General features: G+C 61.6%; 19 protein-coding genes. 18 read left to right on the plus strand and 1 reads right to left on the minus strand.

The window, feature by feature from the left end:
• Window positions 1–312: 312 nt before the first annotated feature.
• The 3 genes from G3N95_RS24225 to G3N95_RS24235 all read left to right on the plus strand — a co-directional run bounded on the left by G3N95_RS24225 (window position 313) and on the right by G3N95_RS24235 (window position 3353).
• Window positions 313–1551 carry a hypothetical protein gene (locus tag G3N95_RS24225; RefSeq protein ID WP_205972605.1) on the plus strand — a complete coding sequence of 413 codons (1239 nt, stop codon included), beginning with the start codon at window positions 313–315 and terminating at the stop codon, window positions 1549–1551.
• A 211-nt stretch (window positions 1552–1762) separates the two neighbouring features.
• Window positions 1763–2008: an HNH endonuclease signature motif containing protein gene (locus G3N95_RS40625; RefSeq protein WP_346778396.1), complete on the plus strand. Its 246-nt coding sequence runs from the start codon at window positions 1763–1765 to the stop codon at window positions 2006–2008.
• Between the two features lie 538 nt (window positions 2009–2546).
• Complete coding sequence (locus G3N95_RS24235) at window positions 2547–3353, plus strand: hypothetical protein (protein ID WP_205972606.1); 807 nt, start codon at window positions 2547–2549, stop codon at window positions 3351–3353.
• Between the two features lie 418 nt (window positions 3354–3771).
• Here the strand turns inward: G3N95_RS24235 and G3N95_RS41040 are convergent, their stop codons facing one another.
• Window positions 3772–3957 (minus strand): hypothetical protein, encoded by a 186-nt coding sequence (locus tag G3N95_RS41040; RefSeq protein WP_346778400.1) that lies wholly within the window; start codon window positions 3955–3957, stop codon window positions 3772–3774.
• On the opposite strand from G3N95_RS41040, the gene G3N95_RS41045 reads away from it, so the two are divergent.
• From G3N95_RS41045 to G3N95_RS24310, 15 genes are all read left to right on the plus strand, one after another.
• Window positions 3898–4059 carry an HNH endonuclease gene (locus G3N95_RS41045; protein ID WP_346778399.1) on the plus strand — a complete coding sequence of 54 codons (162 nt, stop codon included), beginning with the start codon at window positions 3898–3900 and terminating at the stop codon, window positions 4057–4059. The two genes, G3N95_RS41040 and G3N95_RS41045, sit on opposite strands and share 60 nt — an antisense overlap.
• A 201-nt stretch (window positions 4060–4260) precedes the next feature.
• On the plus strand, window positions 4261–5682 hold the full coding sequence (locus G3N95_RS24245; RefSeq protein ID WP_241018870.1) for a DNA methyltransferase: 1422 nt from the start codon (window positions 4261–4263) through the stop codon (window positions 5680–5682).
• Entirely contained in the window at window positions 5672–6010 is a 339-nt protein-coding gene (locus tag G3N95_RS24250) for a phage terminase small subunit P27 family (protein ID WP_241018872.1), read from the plus strand. Before G3N95_RS24245 ends, G3N95_RS24250 begins: the two co-directional genes overlap by 11 nt.
• Window positions 5970–7781 carry a terminase TerL endonuclease subunit gene (locus G3N95_RS24255; RefSeq protein WP_205972609.1) on the plus strand — a complete coding sequence of 604 codons (1812 nt, stop codon included), beginning with the start codon at window positions 5970–5972 and terminating at the stop codon, window positions 7779–7781. Before G3N95_RS24250 ends, G3N95_RS24255 begins: the two co-directional genes overlap by 41 nt.
• 11 nt (window positions 7782–7792) lie before the next feature.
• Window positions 7793–8374 carry an HK97 family phage prohead protease gene (locus tag G3N95_RS24260; protein ID WP_205972610.1) on the plus strand — a complete coding sequence of 194 codons (582 nt, stop codon included), beginning with the start codon at window positions 7793–7795 and terminating at the stop codon, window positions 8372–8374.
• Window positions 8371–9774, plus strand: a complete 1404-nt coding sequence (locus tag G3N95_RS24265) for a phage major capsid protein (RefSeq protein ID WP_205972611.1) — start codon at window positions 8371–8373, stop codon at window positions 9772–9774. The genes G3N95_RS24260 and G3N95_RS24265 overlap by 4 nt, the downstream gene beginning before the upstream one ends.
• Before the next feature lie 69 nt (window positions 9775–9843).
• Complete coding sequence (locus G3N95_RS24270; RefSeq protein WP_205972612.1) at window positions 9844–10125, plus strand: hypothetical protein; 282 nt, start codon at window positions 9844–9846, stop codon at window positions 10123–10125.
• 4 nt (window positions 10126–10129) lie between these two features.
• Window positions 10130–11602 carry a phage portal protein gene (locus G3N95_RS24275; protein ID WP_346778397.1) on the plus strand — a complete coding sequence of 491 codons (1473 nt, stop codon included), beginning with the start codon at window positions 10130–10132 and terminating at the stop codon, window positions 11600–11602.
• On the plus strand, window positions 11596–13284 hold the full coding sequence (locus tag G3N95_RS24280) for a hypothetical protein (protein WP_205972613.1): 1689 nt from the start codon (window positions 11596–11598) through the stop codon (window positions 13282–13284). The genes G3N95_RS24275 and G3N95_RS24280 overlap by 7 nt, the downstream gene beginning before the upstream one ends.
• Window positions 13281–13601, plus strand: a complete 321-nt coding sequence (locus G3N95_RS24285) for a head-tail connector protein (protein WP_205972614.1) — start codon at window positions 13281–13283, stop codon at window positions 13599–13601. Before G3N95_RS24280 ends, G3N95_RS24285 begins: the two co-directional genes overlap by 4 nt.
• On the plus strand, window positions 13598–13999 hold the full coding sequence (locus G3N95_RS24290; RefSeq protein ID WP_205972615.1) for a phage head closure protein: 402 nt from the start codon (window positions 13598–13600) through the stop codon (window positions 13997–13999). The genes G3N95_RS24285 and G3N95_RS24290 overlap by 4 nt, the downstream gene beginning before the upstream one ends.
• Window positions 13996–14499: an HK97-gp10 family putative phage morphogenesis protein gene (locus G3N95_RS24295; protein WP_205972616.1), complete on the plus strand. Its 504-nt coding sequence runs from the start codon at window positions 13996–13998 to the stop codon at window positions 14497–14499. The genes G3N95_RS24290 and G3N95_RS24295 overlap by 4 nt, the downstream gene beginning before the upstream one ends.
• Complete coding sequence (locus tag G3N95_RS24300) at window positions 14496–14855, plus strand: DUF3168 domain-containing protein (RefSeq protein WP_205972617.1); 360 nt, start codon at window positions 14496–14498, stop codon at window positions 14853–14855. The genes G3N95_RS24295 and G3N95_RS24300 overlap by 4 nt, the downstream gene beginning before the upstream one ends.
• Window positions 14852–16060, plus strand: a complete 1209-nt coding sequence (locus tag G3N95_RS24305) for a hypothetical protein (protein ID WP_205972618.1) — start codon at window positions 14852–14854, stop codon at window positions 16058–16060. The genes G3N95_RS24300 and G3N95_RS24305 overlap by 4 nt, the downstream gene beginning before the upstream one ends.
• Window position 16061: 1 nt before the next feature.
• A complete protein-coding gene (locus tag G3N95_RS24310; protein WP_205972619.1) occupies window positions 16062–16394 on the plus strand; it encodes a hypothetical protein in 333 nt (110 codons plus the stop codon).

Consider the following 16394-nt stretch of genomic DNA (forward strand, 5'->3'; position numbering starts at 1 on the left):
CGGCCCGCTCAGGTAACTGCTGCGCCTTTCACTTCCCTCCCCGCAGCCGCAACCGACTCGGCGTCACTGTCATGTGACTGCCCAGCGCCACACACAGTCCGGATACGGGGAAAGGGTTTGGATCTCTCCTTAGCAGTTCGATGACGCGACTCAATGCTTTGTTGGTCACCCCACACAACAAGCGCGTGAAACTTGTCAAAACCGCTGAACGCGTATATCGACTGGAATAGCAAACAGCATTCGAGGCGATCGCTGTTAAGGCGCTCAGATCCCGAGTGCGCACATACCAAGTCAATAACGACGGAACCCGCCATGATGAGAATTGCTTTGGCTGCGCCGATTGTCGTACTTTTACACGCCTGTACATCCACCGATCCTGGTAGCGCAGCAGGAATCGATTATCATTTCCCAAGGACCGATGTCAAAGTCACACTCGGCGTCGATGTGACCCAATGCGACCCGAAGGTCGAAGTCGAACTATCGCTTAAGGCTGATGCCGTGGCGAGCGCTGACACAACATCGAGGCACCGCATCGATGGTGCTCAATTATTGTCTAGCGTGACAAAGCGCGGGCTCACCATCGATGTCGATGACAACGGCGTCATCTCATCCGTCAACATGACGGCGACGGATCAGGGTACGGTCATCTTAGGCAGCGCGGTCAAATTGATTAGTACGGTGGTCGGTGGGGTCACGTTATTCGATCTAAATACTGGCAACGTGAAATTCACGTGCAAGACAGATACACGTAGTGCCCTGCAACAGCTCCAACATGCGAAGCGGGAGCTCGCTGATGTCAAACAAGCTTCGTTGACTAGCGGAAAGGGACAGTCGGCCATCGACACACAGAAGAAGATCAATGCTCTTGCTTCAATGATTGCTAGCCTGAAGGAGGCGCTTCACCGCGACTTGACTGCTACCGTTGACCCAAAGGTCGTCGCCGACAAAGGAACCTATGATGTTCCGTTCGGCTTCAAACCACTCGATGAACTACTCGACCCTGAGCCAATGAATAACATGGCCGCCATCCTGAATGATACGGATGCGCAAACGGAAGTCGCTCATAGCTTCGGCATAGAGGCAAGCCTCGCTAGTCCACCCGCATCGATCACCGATAGCACGATAGCAGGAAATTGCGATCAATCAATTTGGATGCCCGACGCTGTTCCCGTGACCATGAAGTTCACTTCGTCGATGAAGGATCGGAAAGTCGAGAAGGAGGTTTCGGTTGACCTTTATGCCAGCCAGCTATCGCCGAAAGGCCGTCCGCTTTGCATCTCCGCTGGCTTCGGCGAGAACCGGGTCGTCGGTCTAAAGTTAGATAAGTTCGGCAGAGTCACAGAATTCACATGGACTTCAGACGCGCGAGCTGCCAACGTCGCCGCGGCGTTCGCCGGCGCCGCACCGGATGCGACAAGCGCATATAAATCCATCCGCGACGCGGGCATTAGTAAGGACAAGGCAGAACTGGACAAGCTGACGACGGAACAAGCGCTGCGCAAGGCAAGACAATGCCAAGCAATTCTTGATGCGGGTGGAACATCGTGTTAGCGAATGAGCCATTTCCCTTGTGCTTGCGTTTTTCAGCATTCTGGTATTGAATCCATCTAGAGGACGTTTCGCTCGTCCAAAGGATTCAAGAGGCTCGGTCAGGTAACTGTCCGGGCCTTTTGTTTTTGCATCTCGCCGCGCCCTACTACCCGATCGTAGACCATGTCCGCACCTACGCCTCGCACGGTCGGGAGCAGGTGGAGGGTTATCCGTGCACGTCAGCTTCGGCACCATCGCTCTGCGCAGAGTGTGCCTGCGTCATAGTCACGTCACCGAGGCAACCGAAGTGGATCACATCATCCGGCTTGAGGAAGGCGGCACCGACGCCGACGCGAACCTCCAGTCGCTTTGCCACGACTGCCACGCACGCAAGACCGCAAAGGAAAACGGCACGCGTCCTCGCGGCTGCGACGTCAATGGCACGCCCACCGACCCGGAGCATCCGTGGTCACGGTGACGCCCTCGCCCCCTCGCCCGCTCCTCGCCGGGGACGCGTCTCAGGGAGGATTGTGTAAATTATTCGCAACGCTTCGCTTCACCCCACCATCACCTTGCAAGTCGTTGGGTCGCGATTCATAGACACGCCTCGATTCAACATCTAAATTCAGAAATATGTCGCGAAGTAGATTTCCGGTTTGCAGTCGAACTCCGGCCTAGGAAACAGGCTGAATGCGTCCCGAGCGGGCGTCATTTGGATTGGATTCGTAACCGGGTGCATATTTGACACTTCCCTGATGCCCATGACACCCGCAGATCCATCACGTCGGCTTAGCATCAAACCCGCACCAGTAGCGCGTCGATTCTAAAGCAACGTGTGTCACGTGCTTTTTCAAAAAAAGTGAGACCTAGCGGAACATTCAATACGAACCTCATTTGAACATCTGTCAACCGGACAATTGTGATTTACTTTCCAGAATGTGCACGCCTGCTCTTCGAACCATCTTCTACGCTCAAAGACGCCGAACCACAATCTTCTGACAAAAACGGGCCTAAACATGAAAGTCGCAAACATCTCGACATTTCGCCGGCGAACGAGGAAGCCCGACCAATCATCGGAACCCGCCGAGGTGGACTTCTCCCTAGCAATTCAGAAACTAAGGATCCGCGCAAAACATTCCCGCAGGAGTCTCAGCGTTGTTGCTTTCATCGTGACAATGGTGATCACGTTTTCTGCAAGCTTTATCTTCCTTCGGCTGACGCATGCGAGTGCAAGCGAAGAGATGGAAAAAGCCCAACTGAATATGGAAGCCGCCATGTACCGCTACCAAGAAAAAGAAGAGCCTCTCTCGCCGCGCTTGCTCATTCTCCCGCGCATCGAATCTCTGCTTCATCAGATTTACCCCGAGCCGATTCTAAAGTACGATCGTGCGGGAAAAATCGTTTCGAACACTCCAAGCCCCTTGCTTCCACCGCAGGACGCGAACGCGCGCGTGAACGATATAAACCAGCTCGTGACAATCTACGAAAAGCTGCAGAAGGCTAGTCCAGCCGATAAGCGGGAGACGTCGGAAAAGGACTATGCGCCTGTGATCGCGACGATAGCCTTTTCGGCCGGCGCCGTGGCATTCGTCATTCTCGCAATCCAGATTTCCGTGATGTTCATGCGCTACTACGCTCAACTGGCCGAATTGTACGAAGCTCAAGCGGTCGCCCTCGAAGCATCGGGCGGCAACGTCCAGACTGCAATTAAGTTTATGGAAAGCTTTTCGCCGAATACGATACAGCTCGGCAGAGCACCAATAACTCTTTTCGAGAAATCTCTTGAAGCGGTAACGGAAGTAGCGAAATCAAAAGCCAAGTAGCACGTATGTCAAGCCAATCGCACTCCGTACACACAAAATGATCGCACCTTCTTTTTGCGACGGGATGTTTCAGATAGCAGTTTGCACGGACTATGGCCGCAAAAGCTTTGCGCGAGTATCTGCGTTGCACAAATCGAAAAGTCGAAAGCCAGCCCTTAACGTCTTCTCAACGTGAATTAGACAACGACACATGGAGGCATCGATACTGTTTGAAACTGCGCGTTTATGGCACTCTCCATTGCCCACTCCTGATTCAATCAGTTCTGGCAAGGTTGCATTTTCAGTTTTTTTGGTATTCAATCGTTTCCGAGGACATTTCGCTCGTCCGCAGAAATCGTAAGGCCCGGTCAGATAACTGCCCGGGCCTTTTGTTTTTACGTCTAGCCGCGCACTACTATCCGATCGCCAAGCTATGTCCTTACCCACGCCTCGCACTGTCGGAAGCCGGTGGAGGGCCATCCGCGCGCGCCAGCTTCGACACCATCCGCTCTGCGCAGAGTGTCTGCGGCTCGGTCACATCACCGAAGCCACCGAGGTCGATCACATTCTCCGGCTGGAAGAAGGCGGCACCGACGCCGATGCCAATCTGCAAAGCCTTTGCCATGACTGTCACGCGCGCAAGACTGCGAAGGAGAATGGCGCGCGTCCTCGCGGCTGCGACGCTAATGGCATGCCCATCGATCCGGAGCACCCGTGGTCACGCTGACGCACTTGCCGCCGCAGGTGCCCACTCGCCGGGGATGGCCTCGGGGGGGATTGTGTGAGTTTTTGGCAACACTTCCCGTCACCCCGTGGCCTCCTTTTTTTTCAGAAATCCACATCTCCGTTCGGGGGTCGTCACAGGCCGGCAACGGGCCACGCGGGTCCACGTACCGGCGCACGTGCCAACACAGACGGGAGGTCGGCTATGTGGGCTGACGTAATTGAGCAGCGGCCTGTGGCGGCGCTGAACGCCTACGCGAAGAACGCGCGCACGCACTCCGAGGCGCAGCTCACGCAGCTTTGCGAATCGATGCGGGAGTGGGGGTTCACGATCCCGGTTCTCGTCACGGAGGAAGGGACGATCATCGCCGGTCACGGCCGGGTCGAGGCGGCGAAGCGGCTCGGTTACGAGGCGGTGCCGGTGATCGTTGCGCGCGGTTGGACCGCGCAGCAGATTCGCGCCTACGTGCTCGCGGACAACCGTCTAGCGGAGTACGCTGGGTGGGACGACGCGCTGCTGCTCTCCGAACTTGAAGCCCTCACGCTCGACGGTTTCACGATCGGGCTGGCTGGCTTTTCCGACTCCGACATGGACCGGCTTTTGCGCGGCACGCGCGGCCAGGACGACGAGGACGATATACCTGAGGCCCCGTCGAACCCGGTCACGGTCGAGGGCGACGTGTGGTTCCTCGGCGGGCACCGACTCGTTTGTGGCGACTCGACCAATGCCGACGTGGCGAAATCGGCACTCGCCGGCGTGCGCCCCTCACTGATGATCACCGACCCGCCCTATGGCGTCGACTATGACGCCGACTGGCGAAATCGGGTCGTGATGGTCGAAGGCGAACGACGCGGCGCGCACGGCTCCCGCTCCACCGGCAAGGTGCTCAATGACACCCGCGCCGACTGGCGCGAGGCATGGGCACACTTTTCGGGCGACGTCGCCTACGTGTGGCACGCGGGCATCTACGCTGACACCGTCGCTGCCTCGCTGCGCGCGTGCGGCTTCGATATTCGTGCGCAGATCATCTGGGGAAAGCCCCGTTTCGTCGTCTCGCGCGGGCACTACCACTGGCAGCACGAGCCCTGCTGGTACGCAGTGCGCGAAGGCAAGACGGCTGGCTGGACGGGTGATCGCTCGCAATCGACGCTCTGGCAGATCGATCACCGCCGCAGCGAGTCGGGTCACTCGACGCAAAAACCTGTCGAGGCCATGCGCCGGCCGATCGAAAACCATACCTCTCCCGGGCAGGCCGTCTATGAGCCCTTCTCCGGGTCAGGCACGACAATCGTTGCCGCCGAATCTGTGGGCCGCACGTGCCACGCCATTGAATTGAATCCCGCCTACTGCGACGTGGCGATCCTGCGCTGGCAGGCCGCGACGCCACAGCAGGCAGTCCGTGAGCGCGACGGACTCACTTTCGCGCAGGCCGCAGAGGCCGCAGGCATCGAGGTCAGCAATGGCAAGGACACGACCACCGCTTCCCACGGAACTGAAGCTGGTGCAAGGGACGCTGCGCCCGTCCCGAGCAAACAGGCGGGAAGCAAAGCCGCAAAAGGCGATGCCAACAACGCCCGCGCATCTCGGCGAGATCGCAAAAACCGAGTGGAAGCGCATGGCACGTGAGCTCTTCGATCTCGGGCTGCTCACACGCGTGGATCGCGCCGCGCTCGCTGCCTACTGTATGGCCTACGAGCGGTGGGTGCTGGCCGAGCAGGCGCTCGCGAGGATGGCAGCGCGCGACCTGCTCACCGGTGGCCTGATGATCAAGACCACCAACGGCAACGCGATCCAGAACCCGCTGGTCGGCACCGCGAACAAGGCGATGCTGGTGATGGTTCGCATTGCCACCGAGTTCGGCATGACGCCCGCCGCACGCGCCAGCATCGAGGCGGGTGTGCCCGGAGACGGTGATGGCAAGCAAGGCGACGTCCGCCAGAAGTACGGCTTCTGATCCGGCGACGCAGTACGCGCGCGCCGTGGTCGAAGGCCGGATCGTCGCTGGCCCCGACGTGCGCAATGCCTGCAAGCGCCACCTCGACGACCTCGCGAGTTGCGCCGCGCGTGGATTCACATGGCATCCCGAAGTCGCGCAGCGCGTCATCGACTTCTTCCCCGATGTGCTCTTCCTGAACGGCGGCGACTTTGAAGGCGAGCCGTTCCACCTGCTCGACTGGCAGAAGTTCATCGTCGGTTCGTTGTTCGGCTGGCTGCGCGCGGACGGCTCGCGCCGCTTCCGCGAGTCATATGTCGAAGGCGGCAAGGGCTGCGGGAAATCGCCGCTCGCGGCAGGTATCGGGCTTTACATGATGCTCGCCGATGGCGAGCAGCGTGCCGAGGTCTATGCAGCGGCGACGCGCCGCGATCAGGCAATGATCCTGTTCCGCGACGCCGTGGCGATGGTGCAGCTTTCTCCGAAACTGCGCGAGGCCACGTCCACGCAGGGCCGCGACGATCGCGTGTGGAACATCGGCCATCGGAGGAGCGGATCGTTCTTTCGTCCGATCGCAAGCGACGAGTCCGGGCAGAGCGGCCCGCGTCCTCACTGCGGCCTGATCGACGAAATCCACGAGCACCGCAACGGGACCGTCATCAACATCATGCGCGCAGGCAAGAAGGGGCGCCGCCAACCGCTGATCTTCATGATCACGAACTCGGGTTTCGATCGCACCTCGGTCTGCTATGAGCAGCACGAGTACGCGATCCGCGTCGCGGGTGGTGCGCTGGACGACGACAGCTTCTTCGCCTTTGTGTGCTCGCTCGACGAGGCTGATGATCCCTTCGACAACGAGGTTTGCTGGATCAAGGCCAACCCCTCGCTCGGCCAAACGATCAAACCGGACTATCTTCGCGCCCTGGTGCATCAGGCGCGCGGCATGCCTTCGCTCGCATCGACCGTGAGGCGCCTCAACTTCTGCCAGTGGGTCGACGCCGAAGATCCGTGGATCGAAGGGCCGCTCTGGTTCGCCTGCGAGGTGGGTCGCCCGCCCGAGTCGGGCGACGTGCTGCGCGGCGAGACCGATGCGCACGTCCTCATGGCCCGGGCCGAGGCTGCGCGCCGTGACATGCGCCTCGCGTTCAAGGGAAAGAAGGTCTCCGGTGGCCTCGACCTCTCGGGTACGCAGGATTTGACCGCTGCCGCGTTCGTGACGGTCAACGAGGACGAGACGGTCGACGCCTTCGTCGACTTCTGGACTCCCGGTGAAACCATGATCGAGCGCGGCAACCGCGACAAGGTCGGATACGACGCTTGGGACCGCACGGGCTTCATCCATGCCACCGATGGACGATCGGTCGCCTATCGCGAGGTCGCACGCGGCCTTGCCTCGCTCGATGCCGAGATGGAGATCGAAGGCATCGCCTGCGACCCGTATCGCATGAAGGACTTCGAACGCGAATGCGATGCCGAGGGCATAACGCTGCCGTTCGTGACCCACGGACAAGGCTTCGGACGCTCGTCCGAGTCGGGCCTGTGGATGCCGCGCTCGATCGAACTGGTCGAGCAGCTCATCTTCGAGGGCAGGCTGCGCGTGGTGTTCAACCCATGTCTGCGCTGGAACGTGTCGAACGCTGTCGTCGAGGCTGACGCAAAAGAAAACCGCATCTTCCGCAAACGCAAGGCGATCGGACGTATCGACGGCCTCGTCGCTCTCACGATGGCAGTGGGCCTCGCACTCAACAGGAGCGCCGAGCGCGAACCCGAATACCAGATGTATTTCCTCTGAGGACGCCCATCATGGAACGTGCTTACTCGCTGCTCACAGTACGCAGCGCGGATGATGCTGCCCGCGTGATCGAGGGTATTGCCTCGACACCTTCGCCTGATCGTTACGGCGATATCGTCGAACCGCTCGGCGCGAAGTTCAGGACGCCGATGCCGCTGCTCTGGCAGCACGACGCGCGAGCGCCCGTGGGCCAGGTTGAGTTCGCCAAGGCGACCACGGACGGCATCCCCTTCCGCGCGTCCATCGCGAGCGTCGACGAACCCGGCACGCTGAAGGATCGCCTCGACGAAGCATGGCAAAGCGTGAAGGCGCAACTGGTGCGCGCCGTCTCGATCGGCTTTCGCGCCATCGAATACTCGTTCATGGAGGACGGCGGCATTCACTACCTCGAATGGGAGTGGCTCGAACTCTCACTCGTCACGATCCCCGCGAACAGCGAAGCAACGATTCAGACCATCAAGTCAATCGATACGACCACCCGCGCCGCGCTCGGCATCGGTGGGGGTCATGTCGTACGCCTTGAACAACCCGCGCGCGCTCGCGCATCCAAAGCGTTCGTCATTCAGACGATCCATCGGGAGAACCAGCAATGAAACCCACTATTGCAGAACAGATCGCCGCGTTCGAAGCGAAGCGCGCGGCATCGTGCGCGCGCATGGCCGAAATCATGGATGCCGCTGCCGCCGAAGGCGCGACACTCGACGCCGCACAGCAGGAAGAGTTCGACACGCTCGAAAAGGACATCGAGTCGATCGACGGCCACCTGCGCCGTCTGAAGACCATCGAGTCGCAGATCGTGAAGGACGCTACGCCCGTCAACGGCGACAACCCGCAACGCTCCAGCGTGTCGCGTGCGGTCGGTGCAGGCCCAAACCCGATCATCACGGTTCGCGCCAACGTGCCCAAAGGCACCGCCTTCACCCGATACGCAATCGCACTCGCCCGCTCGCAGGGCAACCTCATGCAGGCCGTCGAGATCGCGAAGCACTGGCACGAGTCAACGCCGGAAGTCGAGAGCATTCTGCGCGCAGCGGTCGCCGCAGGCACTACCACTGATCCCGCATGGGCAGCACCGCTCGTCGAGTATCAGAACATGACACAGGAGTTCATCGAACTCCTGCGTCCTGCGACGATCATCGGTCGCATCAACGGTTTCCGCCGCGTGCCATTCAACGTGGCCATGCCCGCGCAGACCTCGGCCTCCTCCGCGCAGTGGGTCGGTGAAGGCAAGGCAAAGCCCGTCAGCGTGCTCGGCTTCGAGACGATGCGACTCGGCTTCGCGAAGGTCGCGGGCATCGTCGTACTGACCGACGAGCTTGTGCGCTTCTCGAACCCGTCGGCAGAGCCAATCGTGCGGCAAGACCTGATCGATACGATCACGCAGCTCATTGATCACGACTTCGTCGACCCCGACAAGGCCGAGGTCAAGGACGTGTCGCCCGAATCGATCACGCATAACGCGACGTATATCGACGCGACGGGCACCGACGCCGACGCGCTGCGCAATGATGTGCGCGCACTCTTCGCGGCCTTCACTGCAAACAACGTCTCGGTCGCGGGTGCCTACTGGATCATCGACCCGGTGATGGCGCTGACCATCGGCATGATGCAGAACGCCCTCGGCCAGCCCGAGTTCCCAGGCATCGACATGAACGGCGGCACCTTCTTTGGCCTGCCGGTTGTCTGCTCGACCAACATCCCGAAGGACGCGAGCGACCTGACGCGGATCATCCTCGTCCAGCCGCGCGAGGTGCTCATGGCCGACGACGGCGGCGTGACGCTCGATGCGTCACGTGAAGCGTCGCTGCAGATGAGCGATTCGCCAACCGGCGACGGCACTAACCTCGTATCGCTCTGGCAACAAAACATGGTCGCGCTGCGTGCCGAGCGGTTCATCAACTGGAAGCCACGTCGCATGCTTGCGTGCGCGTATATCCGTGGTGCGAACTATGGCGCGCCTCCGGCTGATGACACTGGCGGTGGAGGAGCGTGATGGGCTCTTTGTACTGACATGGGTGGGACCCTTCGCGGGTCCGCCCGCTTTCGTAAGGAGCGCACCACCATGAAGATGATTGCGACAAAGAGCTTTAGCTATGGCGGCAGGTCACGTAGGCCCGGCGATGAATTCGAGGTCGCCGATCGCGATGTGAAGCTGCTCGCCGCAGTCAAACGCGCCAAGCCCGCCCCGCCATCACCGCCACCACCCTTAACAGAGCCAACGCCGGTCGCTCGCGACATGCCGGCGGATCAGCCCGTTACAACGGAGGCTGACGAAGGCAAGCCACGCAAGGGCCGGTATCGACGCCGCGACGTCCGTGCCGAAGACGACACGACGGACGAGTAACGTCGTGCGCATCTTCGGCCTTCAGATCACGCGGGCTGCGCCGCGTGCACCCGTCGCGCAGAACGCGTCGCCGGTCAGTGCATACGGCGGCAACGGTGGCTGGTGGCCGTTGATCGTTCGCGAGCCCTCCTCGGGGGCGTGGCAGCAGAACCGCGAACTCGCGCCCGAGACCCTGCTCGCCTACTACGCAGTCTATGCATGCGTTACGTTGATCAGCGCGGACATCGGCAAGCTGCAGGTCAACCTCATGCAGCGCGAGCCGTCCGATATCTGGAGCAAGGCACAGAGCGCCGCGTTCTCGCCCGTCCTGCAGAAGCCGAATGCCTACCAGACGCACATCCAGTTCATCGAGAACTGGGTCATGTCGAAGCTCACGCGAGGCAACACCTACGTGCTCAAGGATCGCGATGCGCGCGGTGTGGTGAACGCGATGTACGTGCTCGATCCTTCGCGCGTGACGGTGCTGGTGGCCGACGATGGATCGGTCTATTACCGGCTGAGTTCCGACAAGCTCGCAGGCATCCCCGATGCCGATAGCGACGTGACGGTCCCGGCCAGTGAGATCATCCACGACCGGATGAACTGCCTGTTCCATCCGCTCGTCGGCACCTCGCCGCTGTTCGCGTGCGCGCTCGCCGCACGGCAGGGGCTCGCTATCCAGAACAACAGTGCGTCGTTCTTCGAGAACGGTGCGCAACCGGGCGGCATCCTCGTTGCGCCCGGTGCGATCAGCGACGAAACCGCGAAGCGCCTCAAGGACAAGTGGGAGGAGAACTTCGGTGGTGTGAATCGCGGTCGGCTCGCGGTGCTCGGCGACGGCCTGAAGTACGAGGCGCTTACGATGAACGCGGTTGATGCGCAGTTGATCGAGCAGCAGAAGATGACCGCGGAGATCGTGTGCTCGGTGTATCACGTGCCGCAGTATATGGTCGGCGTCGGCACCGCGCCCACTTATAACAACATCGAGGCGCTCTCGCAGAACTACTACTCGCAGTGCCTGCAGTCGCTGATCGAATCGATGGAACTGTGCCTCGATGAGGGGCTGGCGCTGCCGAAGGACTACCGCACCGAACTCGATCTCGACGGACTGCTGCGCATGGACACCGCTTCGTTGATGAAGACGCTCACTGATGGCGTCGGCGGCGGCATCGTTGCGCCGAACGAGGCGCGCCGAAAGATCAACCTCAAGCCGGTCAAGGGTGGCGCGTCGCCATATCTTCAGCAGCAGAACTACTCCCTTGCGGCACTGGCCGAGCGCGATGCGAACGAACCGTTCTCAAAGCCCACCGCGACGACGCTTACTGATGCAGGCAATCCAAACGCCGAACCGAGCGACGATCCGAACCCGGATCCATCCATCGGCCAGCCATCCGGGGAGAAGGCGCTCAACATTCAGGACATCGAGCGTGAAGCGCAACAGCTGATGTCCGCGGCCATTGCCGAAGCACAACGATCAGCGGTGCGCGAGCAATGCTGACCAAAAACGATATCGCCGCACTCGTACGCGGCCTGCTGCCCTCCGTGACGCGTTACGTCGACGGGGCGGTCGCCACCATGACTGCGCGCATGAAGGCCGTCGAAGAACGCCAGCCCGAGCGAGGCATCGATGGCGTCGATGGTCGCGACGGAAAGGACGGGACCGATGGCCGCAATGGCTTCGATGGCAAGGACGGACGCGACGGCATTGATGGCAAGGATGGTGAGCCCGGGCCAGGCGGTGTCGACGGCAAGGACGGTAATGACGGCCGTAATGGCGTCGACGGCAAGGACGGTCGGGACGGCATTGATGGCAAGGATGGCGAACGCGGGTCCGACGGTGTCGACGGCAAGGACGGAAATGACGGCCGCAATGGCGTCGACGGCAAGGACGGACGCGACGGCGTCGATGGCAAGGATGGTGAGCCCGGGCCAGGCGGTGTCGACGGCAAGGACGGTAATGACGGCCGTAATGGCGTCGACGGCAAGGACGGTCGGGACGGCATTGATGGCAAGGATGGTGACCCCGGGCCTGGTGGCGTCGACGGTAGGGACGGAAACGACGGCCGCAATGGCGTGGATGGCAGGGATGGACGCGACGGCACCGATGGCGAACCCGGGTCCGACGGTATCGACGGCAAGGACGGAAATGACGGCCGCAACGGCGTCGACGGCAAGGACGGTCGGGACGGCATTGATGGCAAGGATGGCGAACGCGGGTCCGACGGTGTCGACGGCAGGGACGGAAACGACGGCCGCAATGGCGTGGATGGCAGGGATGGACGCGACGGCACCGATGGCGAACCCGGGTCCGATGGTATCGACGGCAAGGACGGAAATGACGGCCGCAACGGCGTCGACGGCAAAGACGGACGCGACGGCGCCGATGGCAAGGACGGCGAACCCGGGTCCGATGGTGTCGACGGCAAGGACGGCATCGACGGCATCGACGGTCGCAATGGCGTCGACGGACGGGATGGCACCGATGGCAAGGATGGTGATCCCGGGCCTGGTGGCGTCGACGGCAAGGACGGCAAGGACGGCATCGACGGTCGCAATGGCGTCGACGGACGGGACGGCACCGATGGCAAGGATGGTGACCCCGGGCCTGGTGGCGTCGACGGCAGGGACGGAAACGATGGCCGCAATGGCGTCGACGGCAAGGACGGCATCGATGGCAAGGATGGTCGCGACGGCCGGGACGGTCGCGATGGGATCGACGGGCGTGACGCGTCCGATCTCGATGTGCTGCCCGCGATCGACTTCAGCAAGGTCTACGGGCGCGGCACGCTAGCCAGTCACAAGGGCGGATTGTGGCGCGCCTTCACCAACACAGATGGCGAGCATGGCTGGGCCTGCATCGTGGATGGCGTGGACGGCATCGTGATCGAAGCAGAAGGACGTGGCTTCGTGATCAGCATTACGCGCTCCACGAGTGCGGTGCAAACGTTCCGTTGCGGCCTGCCGGTGATGATCTATCGCGGCGTCTACGAATATGGCCGGCGCTATGAGGCAGGCGACGTAGTGACCTTCGGCGGCTCTGTGTGGCACTGCAATGCGGACACCGGGGCCAAGCCCGACGAACACACCGACGGCGCGATCAAGCCGTGGACGCTAGCGGTCAAGCGTGGGCGTGACAGCAAGGACGCCCAGGCCCGCATCACTCAGGGAGAGCGCACATGAGCACATCCAGAAGCTACGAGATCGTCACTATCGATCAGGCGAAGGTCTGGCTTCGCGTCGATGGCACAGCGATGGACGCCGATATCGAACTCGCGATCGCGGGCGCGACAGCCTCTGTCTATGCGTATCTGAAGCGGCCCGAACCGTACTCAGAATCGGACCCAGCTCCCGCCAACGTCGTGCAAGCGATTGTTTTGCTGGCCGGCATGTTCATTCGAGATCCAGATATCGCAGACGCCTCATCGTGGCAGGCAGGCTATCCGCCCTCGCCCGTCGTCTCGATCCTGTATCCGCTTCGCGACCCCGCGATCTCATGATCAGGCAAAGCGGCATCAAGGCTGGTCCGCTGAACCAGCGCGTCACGATCCAGCGGCCCATCGTGATGGTCGATAGCGATTCGGGCGAGCCGGTCGTAACCGCGTGGGAGGACTTGCCCGCCGACCCGGAGGTGTGGGCCGCGATCGAAACGATGAAGGGCATGGAGTACCTCGCTTCCGCCGAGTTCCGTTCGGGCGTGACTACACGCATCCGCGTGCGCTGGCGCGACGACCTTAACTCGGCCATGCGCGTGTTGTTCCGGCTGATGAAAAGCGACGGTACCCTGGTGCGCGAGACGGTGTACGAAATCCAGTCGGTCCTTCCGCAGTACCAGTCCATGTCCGAGGTGCATCTGATGTGCGCCGATGGCGTGATCACCGAGGGAGGTCAGCCTTGAAGATCGATCTCGAGGTCAAGGGTCTCAAGGAGATCGAGCAGTTCCTGGCGACGCTGCCCGACGAGGTGTCGCGAAAGATGCTCTATGGCGCGCTGATGGGTGGTGCGAAACCGATCATGGATCAGGCCAGGGAGAATGTGCTGCGCAACTTCGGCAATTCAGCGCGCTTCACGCACACGCTCGAAGAGTCACTCGTCCGTGGTCGGGTTCGCAAGACGGGCCTCGCCGCACGCGTCGACGTGAAGATCAGGAAGGGCAAGGTCCGCGATCGCATGATCAAGAACGGCGTCATCAAGCCGCACGGCGACGACGCGTTCTACGGTCGTTTCCTCGAGTTCGGCACCTCGAAGATGCCCGCCTACCCCTTCCTCAAACCCGCCGCCGATGCGAAGGCTGGCGAATCTATCAAACGCTTCAACGGCACGCTCATGAAACGCATGGCGAAGTGGTGCAAGGAGAACGGCGTGGTCTATCGCTCGCCGGGAGGCATGACGTCATGACGGGCGACGAACTCTTTGCGCTGCTCGATCAGGCGCTGCCCGGTCGGGTGTTCAAGGCGCTCGCGCCTCAGGGCACCGCCGAGCCGTATGTGATCTATGCACTGACCTCGGGTATGCCGCGCAACACGATGTGCGGCAACGCCCACTGCACGCAGATGAGTTACCGCGTGGACTCCTATGCGAAGACACAGCGCGATGCGTTTGCCGCGATCGATGCGATCGGCGTGCTGGTCGACGCGTGCGAGGGCGATCCGCTCATCGAGAACCGGCAGGACATGTACGAGCAAGACACGCGCATCCACCGTGTGAGCGTGGTTCTTTCAACCTGGCAGCTTGACGACGAGGTGCTGAAATGAAGAAGGCTATCAGCGCGCAGAAAACGCGCATGTATCTGGAGAACCCCGATGCGTCCGCCGCTGCAACGGGCCTTCTCAAGGGTGGATCGAAGTCGAAGCCCTGCGTGGTGATCTTCAACGACGCATCGAAACTGCGCAATGGTGCTGCGATCCTGCTTATCGGCACCGGGTGGGCGAGCCTCGACGGCGGCACGTGGGTCTTGCAGAACATCGACTTCGATGCCAAGACCGCCGAGCTTGCGAACAGCGACACGAGCGCCGAGACGGAGAACTTCGGTTCAAACGCCGCGTGGGTACTGCACGCCTATATCGACGTCTGTGCAGTCTCCTATCAGATCAACCAGAACGCCGCCGCCGATATCGACACGACGACGCTCTGCGACGAAGAAAAGACCTCGCTAGTCGGCTTCGGGGACCCCGGCACGCTTACGTTCGACTTCTTCATCGATCCGACCGACCCGGACTATCAGGCGCTGCGCGACGCGCAGAAGGACGGCAAGACGCGCATGTTCGAGATCGTCTACCGCAACAAGGCGGTCCGTACGCTGCCAGTGATCGTACAGTCGGTCAACGAGTCGGGTGGTGTCGATCAGGCGGTGCAAGGCTCAGCCACGCTGAAGATCACCGGCCCCGATGTGCTCACCATGCCGCCCGGCCAGACGACCGATAACTACGTGCTGATCCCGGTGCTCTCGCCGACCGAGGGTCCGCAGCCGCTCGAAGTCACGCTCACGCTCAACGAGGCAGGCGGTCAGGCCACCAGGTTCGCGATCGACTGGAGGGACGGCGGCTCACCCGAATATGTGACCACGCATCAGGCGAAGCACACCTACGACAAGGCAGGCACCTTCATGCCGTCCGTGATCGCAACTGTCGCTGGCTCGCTCACGGCACCCTTTAAAGCACAGAACGCGGTCACGGTCGCGGCTCCACCTTATGTGCTGACCGCCTCAGTCGTCCCGACCGATGGAGTCGCGCCGCTTGCCGTGACGCTCACGCTCGACGAAGCGAACGGCACTGCCGATTACTTCGACGTCGATTGGGGCGAAGGCGGGTCCGCCCAGCGCGTAAGCGATCTCACGCAGCAGCATTCCTACGCGAACGCGGGCGGTCCCTATGCGGTGTCTGTCACGCCGACCGTCGGCGGTGTGTCGGGTGCGGCGGTCGCGGCGGGCAGCGTGACCGTGACGGCTGCGGGAGGTTGACATGAACGATCGGCTTCCTGCCCCGCAGCGCGAGAAACTCTTTGTCGTCCAGCCGAAGGAGACGGTCGTCGAAACGGACTCCTTCGGCGCGGTCACGCTGCGCGCGATGAACGTGCGGCGCTTCCGCGAGCTATCGCAGAAGCTCAATGACGAGCGGCCCGAGGACTTCGGTTACGACATTTTGTGCGAGATGGCGCGAGGCCCGAACGGCGAACGCTTCACCCCATCTGCGATCGCGGGCCTGCCCGCCCACGTGCTGCCCGATCTGCGCAAGCTGGTCGACGCGGCGGTGCTGCTGTGTGGTCACAAGCCTGCCGATGCAAAAAAAGGCTGA

This window comes from Paraburkholderia sp. Tr-20389, assembly GCF_017104565.1.
Taxonomy (GTDB): domain Bacteria; phylum Pseudomonadota; class Gammaproteobacteria; order Burkholderiales; family Burkholderiaceae; genus Paraburkholderia.

What these genes read in the sequence shown, in the direction of transcription:
- G3N95_RS24290 (WP_205972615.1), top strand. Translation starts at nt 13,598, where the DNA reads ATGATCAGGCAAAGCGGCATCAAGGCTGGTCCGCTGAACCAGCGCGTC.
- G3N95_RS24285 (WP_205972614.1), top strand. Translation starts at nt 13,281, where the DNA reads ATGAGCACATCCAGAAGCTACGAGATCGTCACTATCGATCAGGCGAAG.
- G3N95_RS24260 (WP_205972610.1), top strand. Translation starts at nt 7,793, where the DNA reads ATGGAACGTGCTTACTCGCTGCTCACAGTACGCAGCGCGGATGATGCT.
- G3N95_RS24305 (WP_205972618.1), top strand. Translation starts at nt 14,852, where the DNA reads ATGAAGAAGGCTATCAGCGCGCAGAAAACGCGCATGTATCTGGAGAAC.
- G3N95_RS24225 (WP_205972605.1), top strand. Translation starts at nt 313, where the DNA reads ATGATGAGAATTGCTTTGGCTGCGCCGATTGTCGTACTTTTACACGCC.
- G3N95_RS24300 (WP_205972617.1), top strand. Translation starts at nt 14,496, where the DNA reads ATGACGGGCGACGAACTCTTTGCGCTGCTCGATCAGGCGCTGCCCGGT.
- G3N95_RS24245 (WP_241018870.1), top strand. Translation starts at nt 4,261, where the DNA reads ATGTGGGCTGACGTAATTGAGCAGCGGCCTGTGGCGGCGCTGAACGCC.
- G3N95_RS24265 (WP_205972611.1), top strand. Translation starts at nt 8,371, where the DNA reads ATGAAACCCACTATTGCAGAACAGATCGCCGCGTTCGAAGCGAAGCGC.
- G3N95_RS24255 (WP_205972609.1), top strand. Translation starts at nt 5,970, where the DNA reads ATGGCAAGCAAGGCGACGTCCGCCAGAAGTACGGCTTCTGATCCGGCG.
- G3N95_RS24235 (WP_205972606.1), top strand. Translation starts at nt 2,547, where the DNA reads ATGAAAGTCGCAAACATCTCGACATTTCGCCGGCGAACGAGGAAGCCC.
- G3N95_RS41040 (WP_346778400.1), bottom strand. Translation starts at nt 3,957, where the DNA reads ATGGCAAAGGCTTTGCAGATTGGCATCGGCGTCGGTGCCGCCTTCTTC.
- G3N95_RS24310 (WP_205972619.1), top strand. Translation starts at nt 16,062, where the DNA reads ATGAACGATCGGCTTCCTGCCCCGCAGCGCGAGAAACTCTTTGTCGTC.
- G3N95_RS24270 (WP_205972612.1), top strand. Translation starts at nt 9,844, where the DNA reads ATGAAGATGATTGCGACAAAGAGCTTTAGCTATGGCGGCAGGTCACGT.
- G3N95_RS24250 (WP_241018872.1), top strand. Translation starts at nt 5,672, where the DNA reads ATGGCACGTGAGCTCTTCGATCTCGGGCTGCTCACACGCGTGGATCGC.
- G3N95_RS24280 (WP_205972613.1), top strand. Translation starts at nt 11,596, where the DNA reads ATGCTGACCAAAAACGATATCGCCGCACTCGTACGCGGCCTGCTGCCC.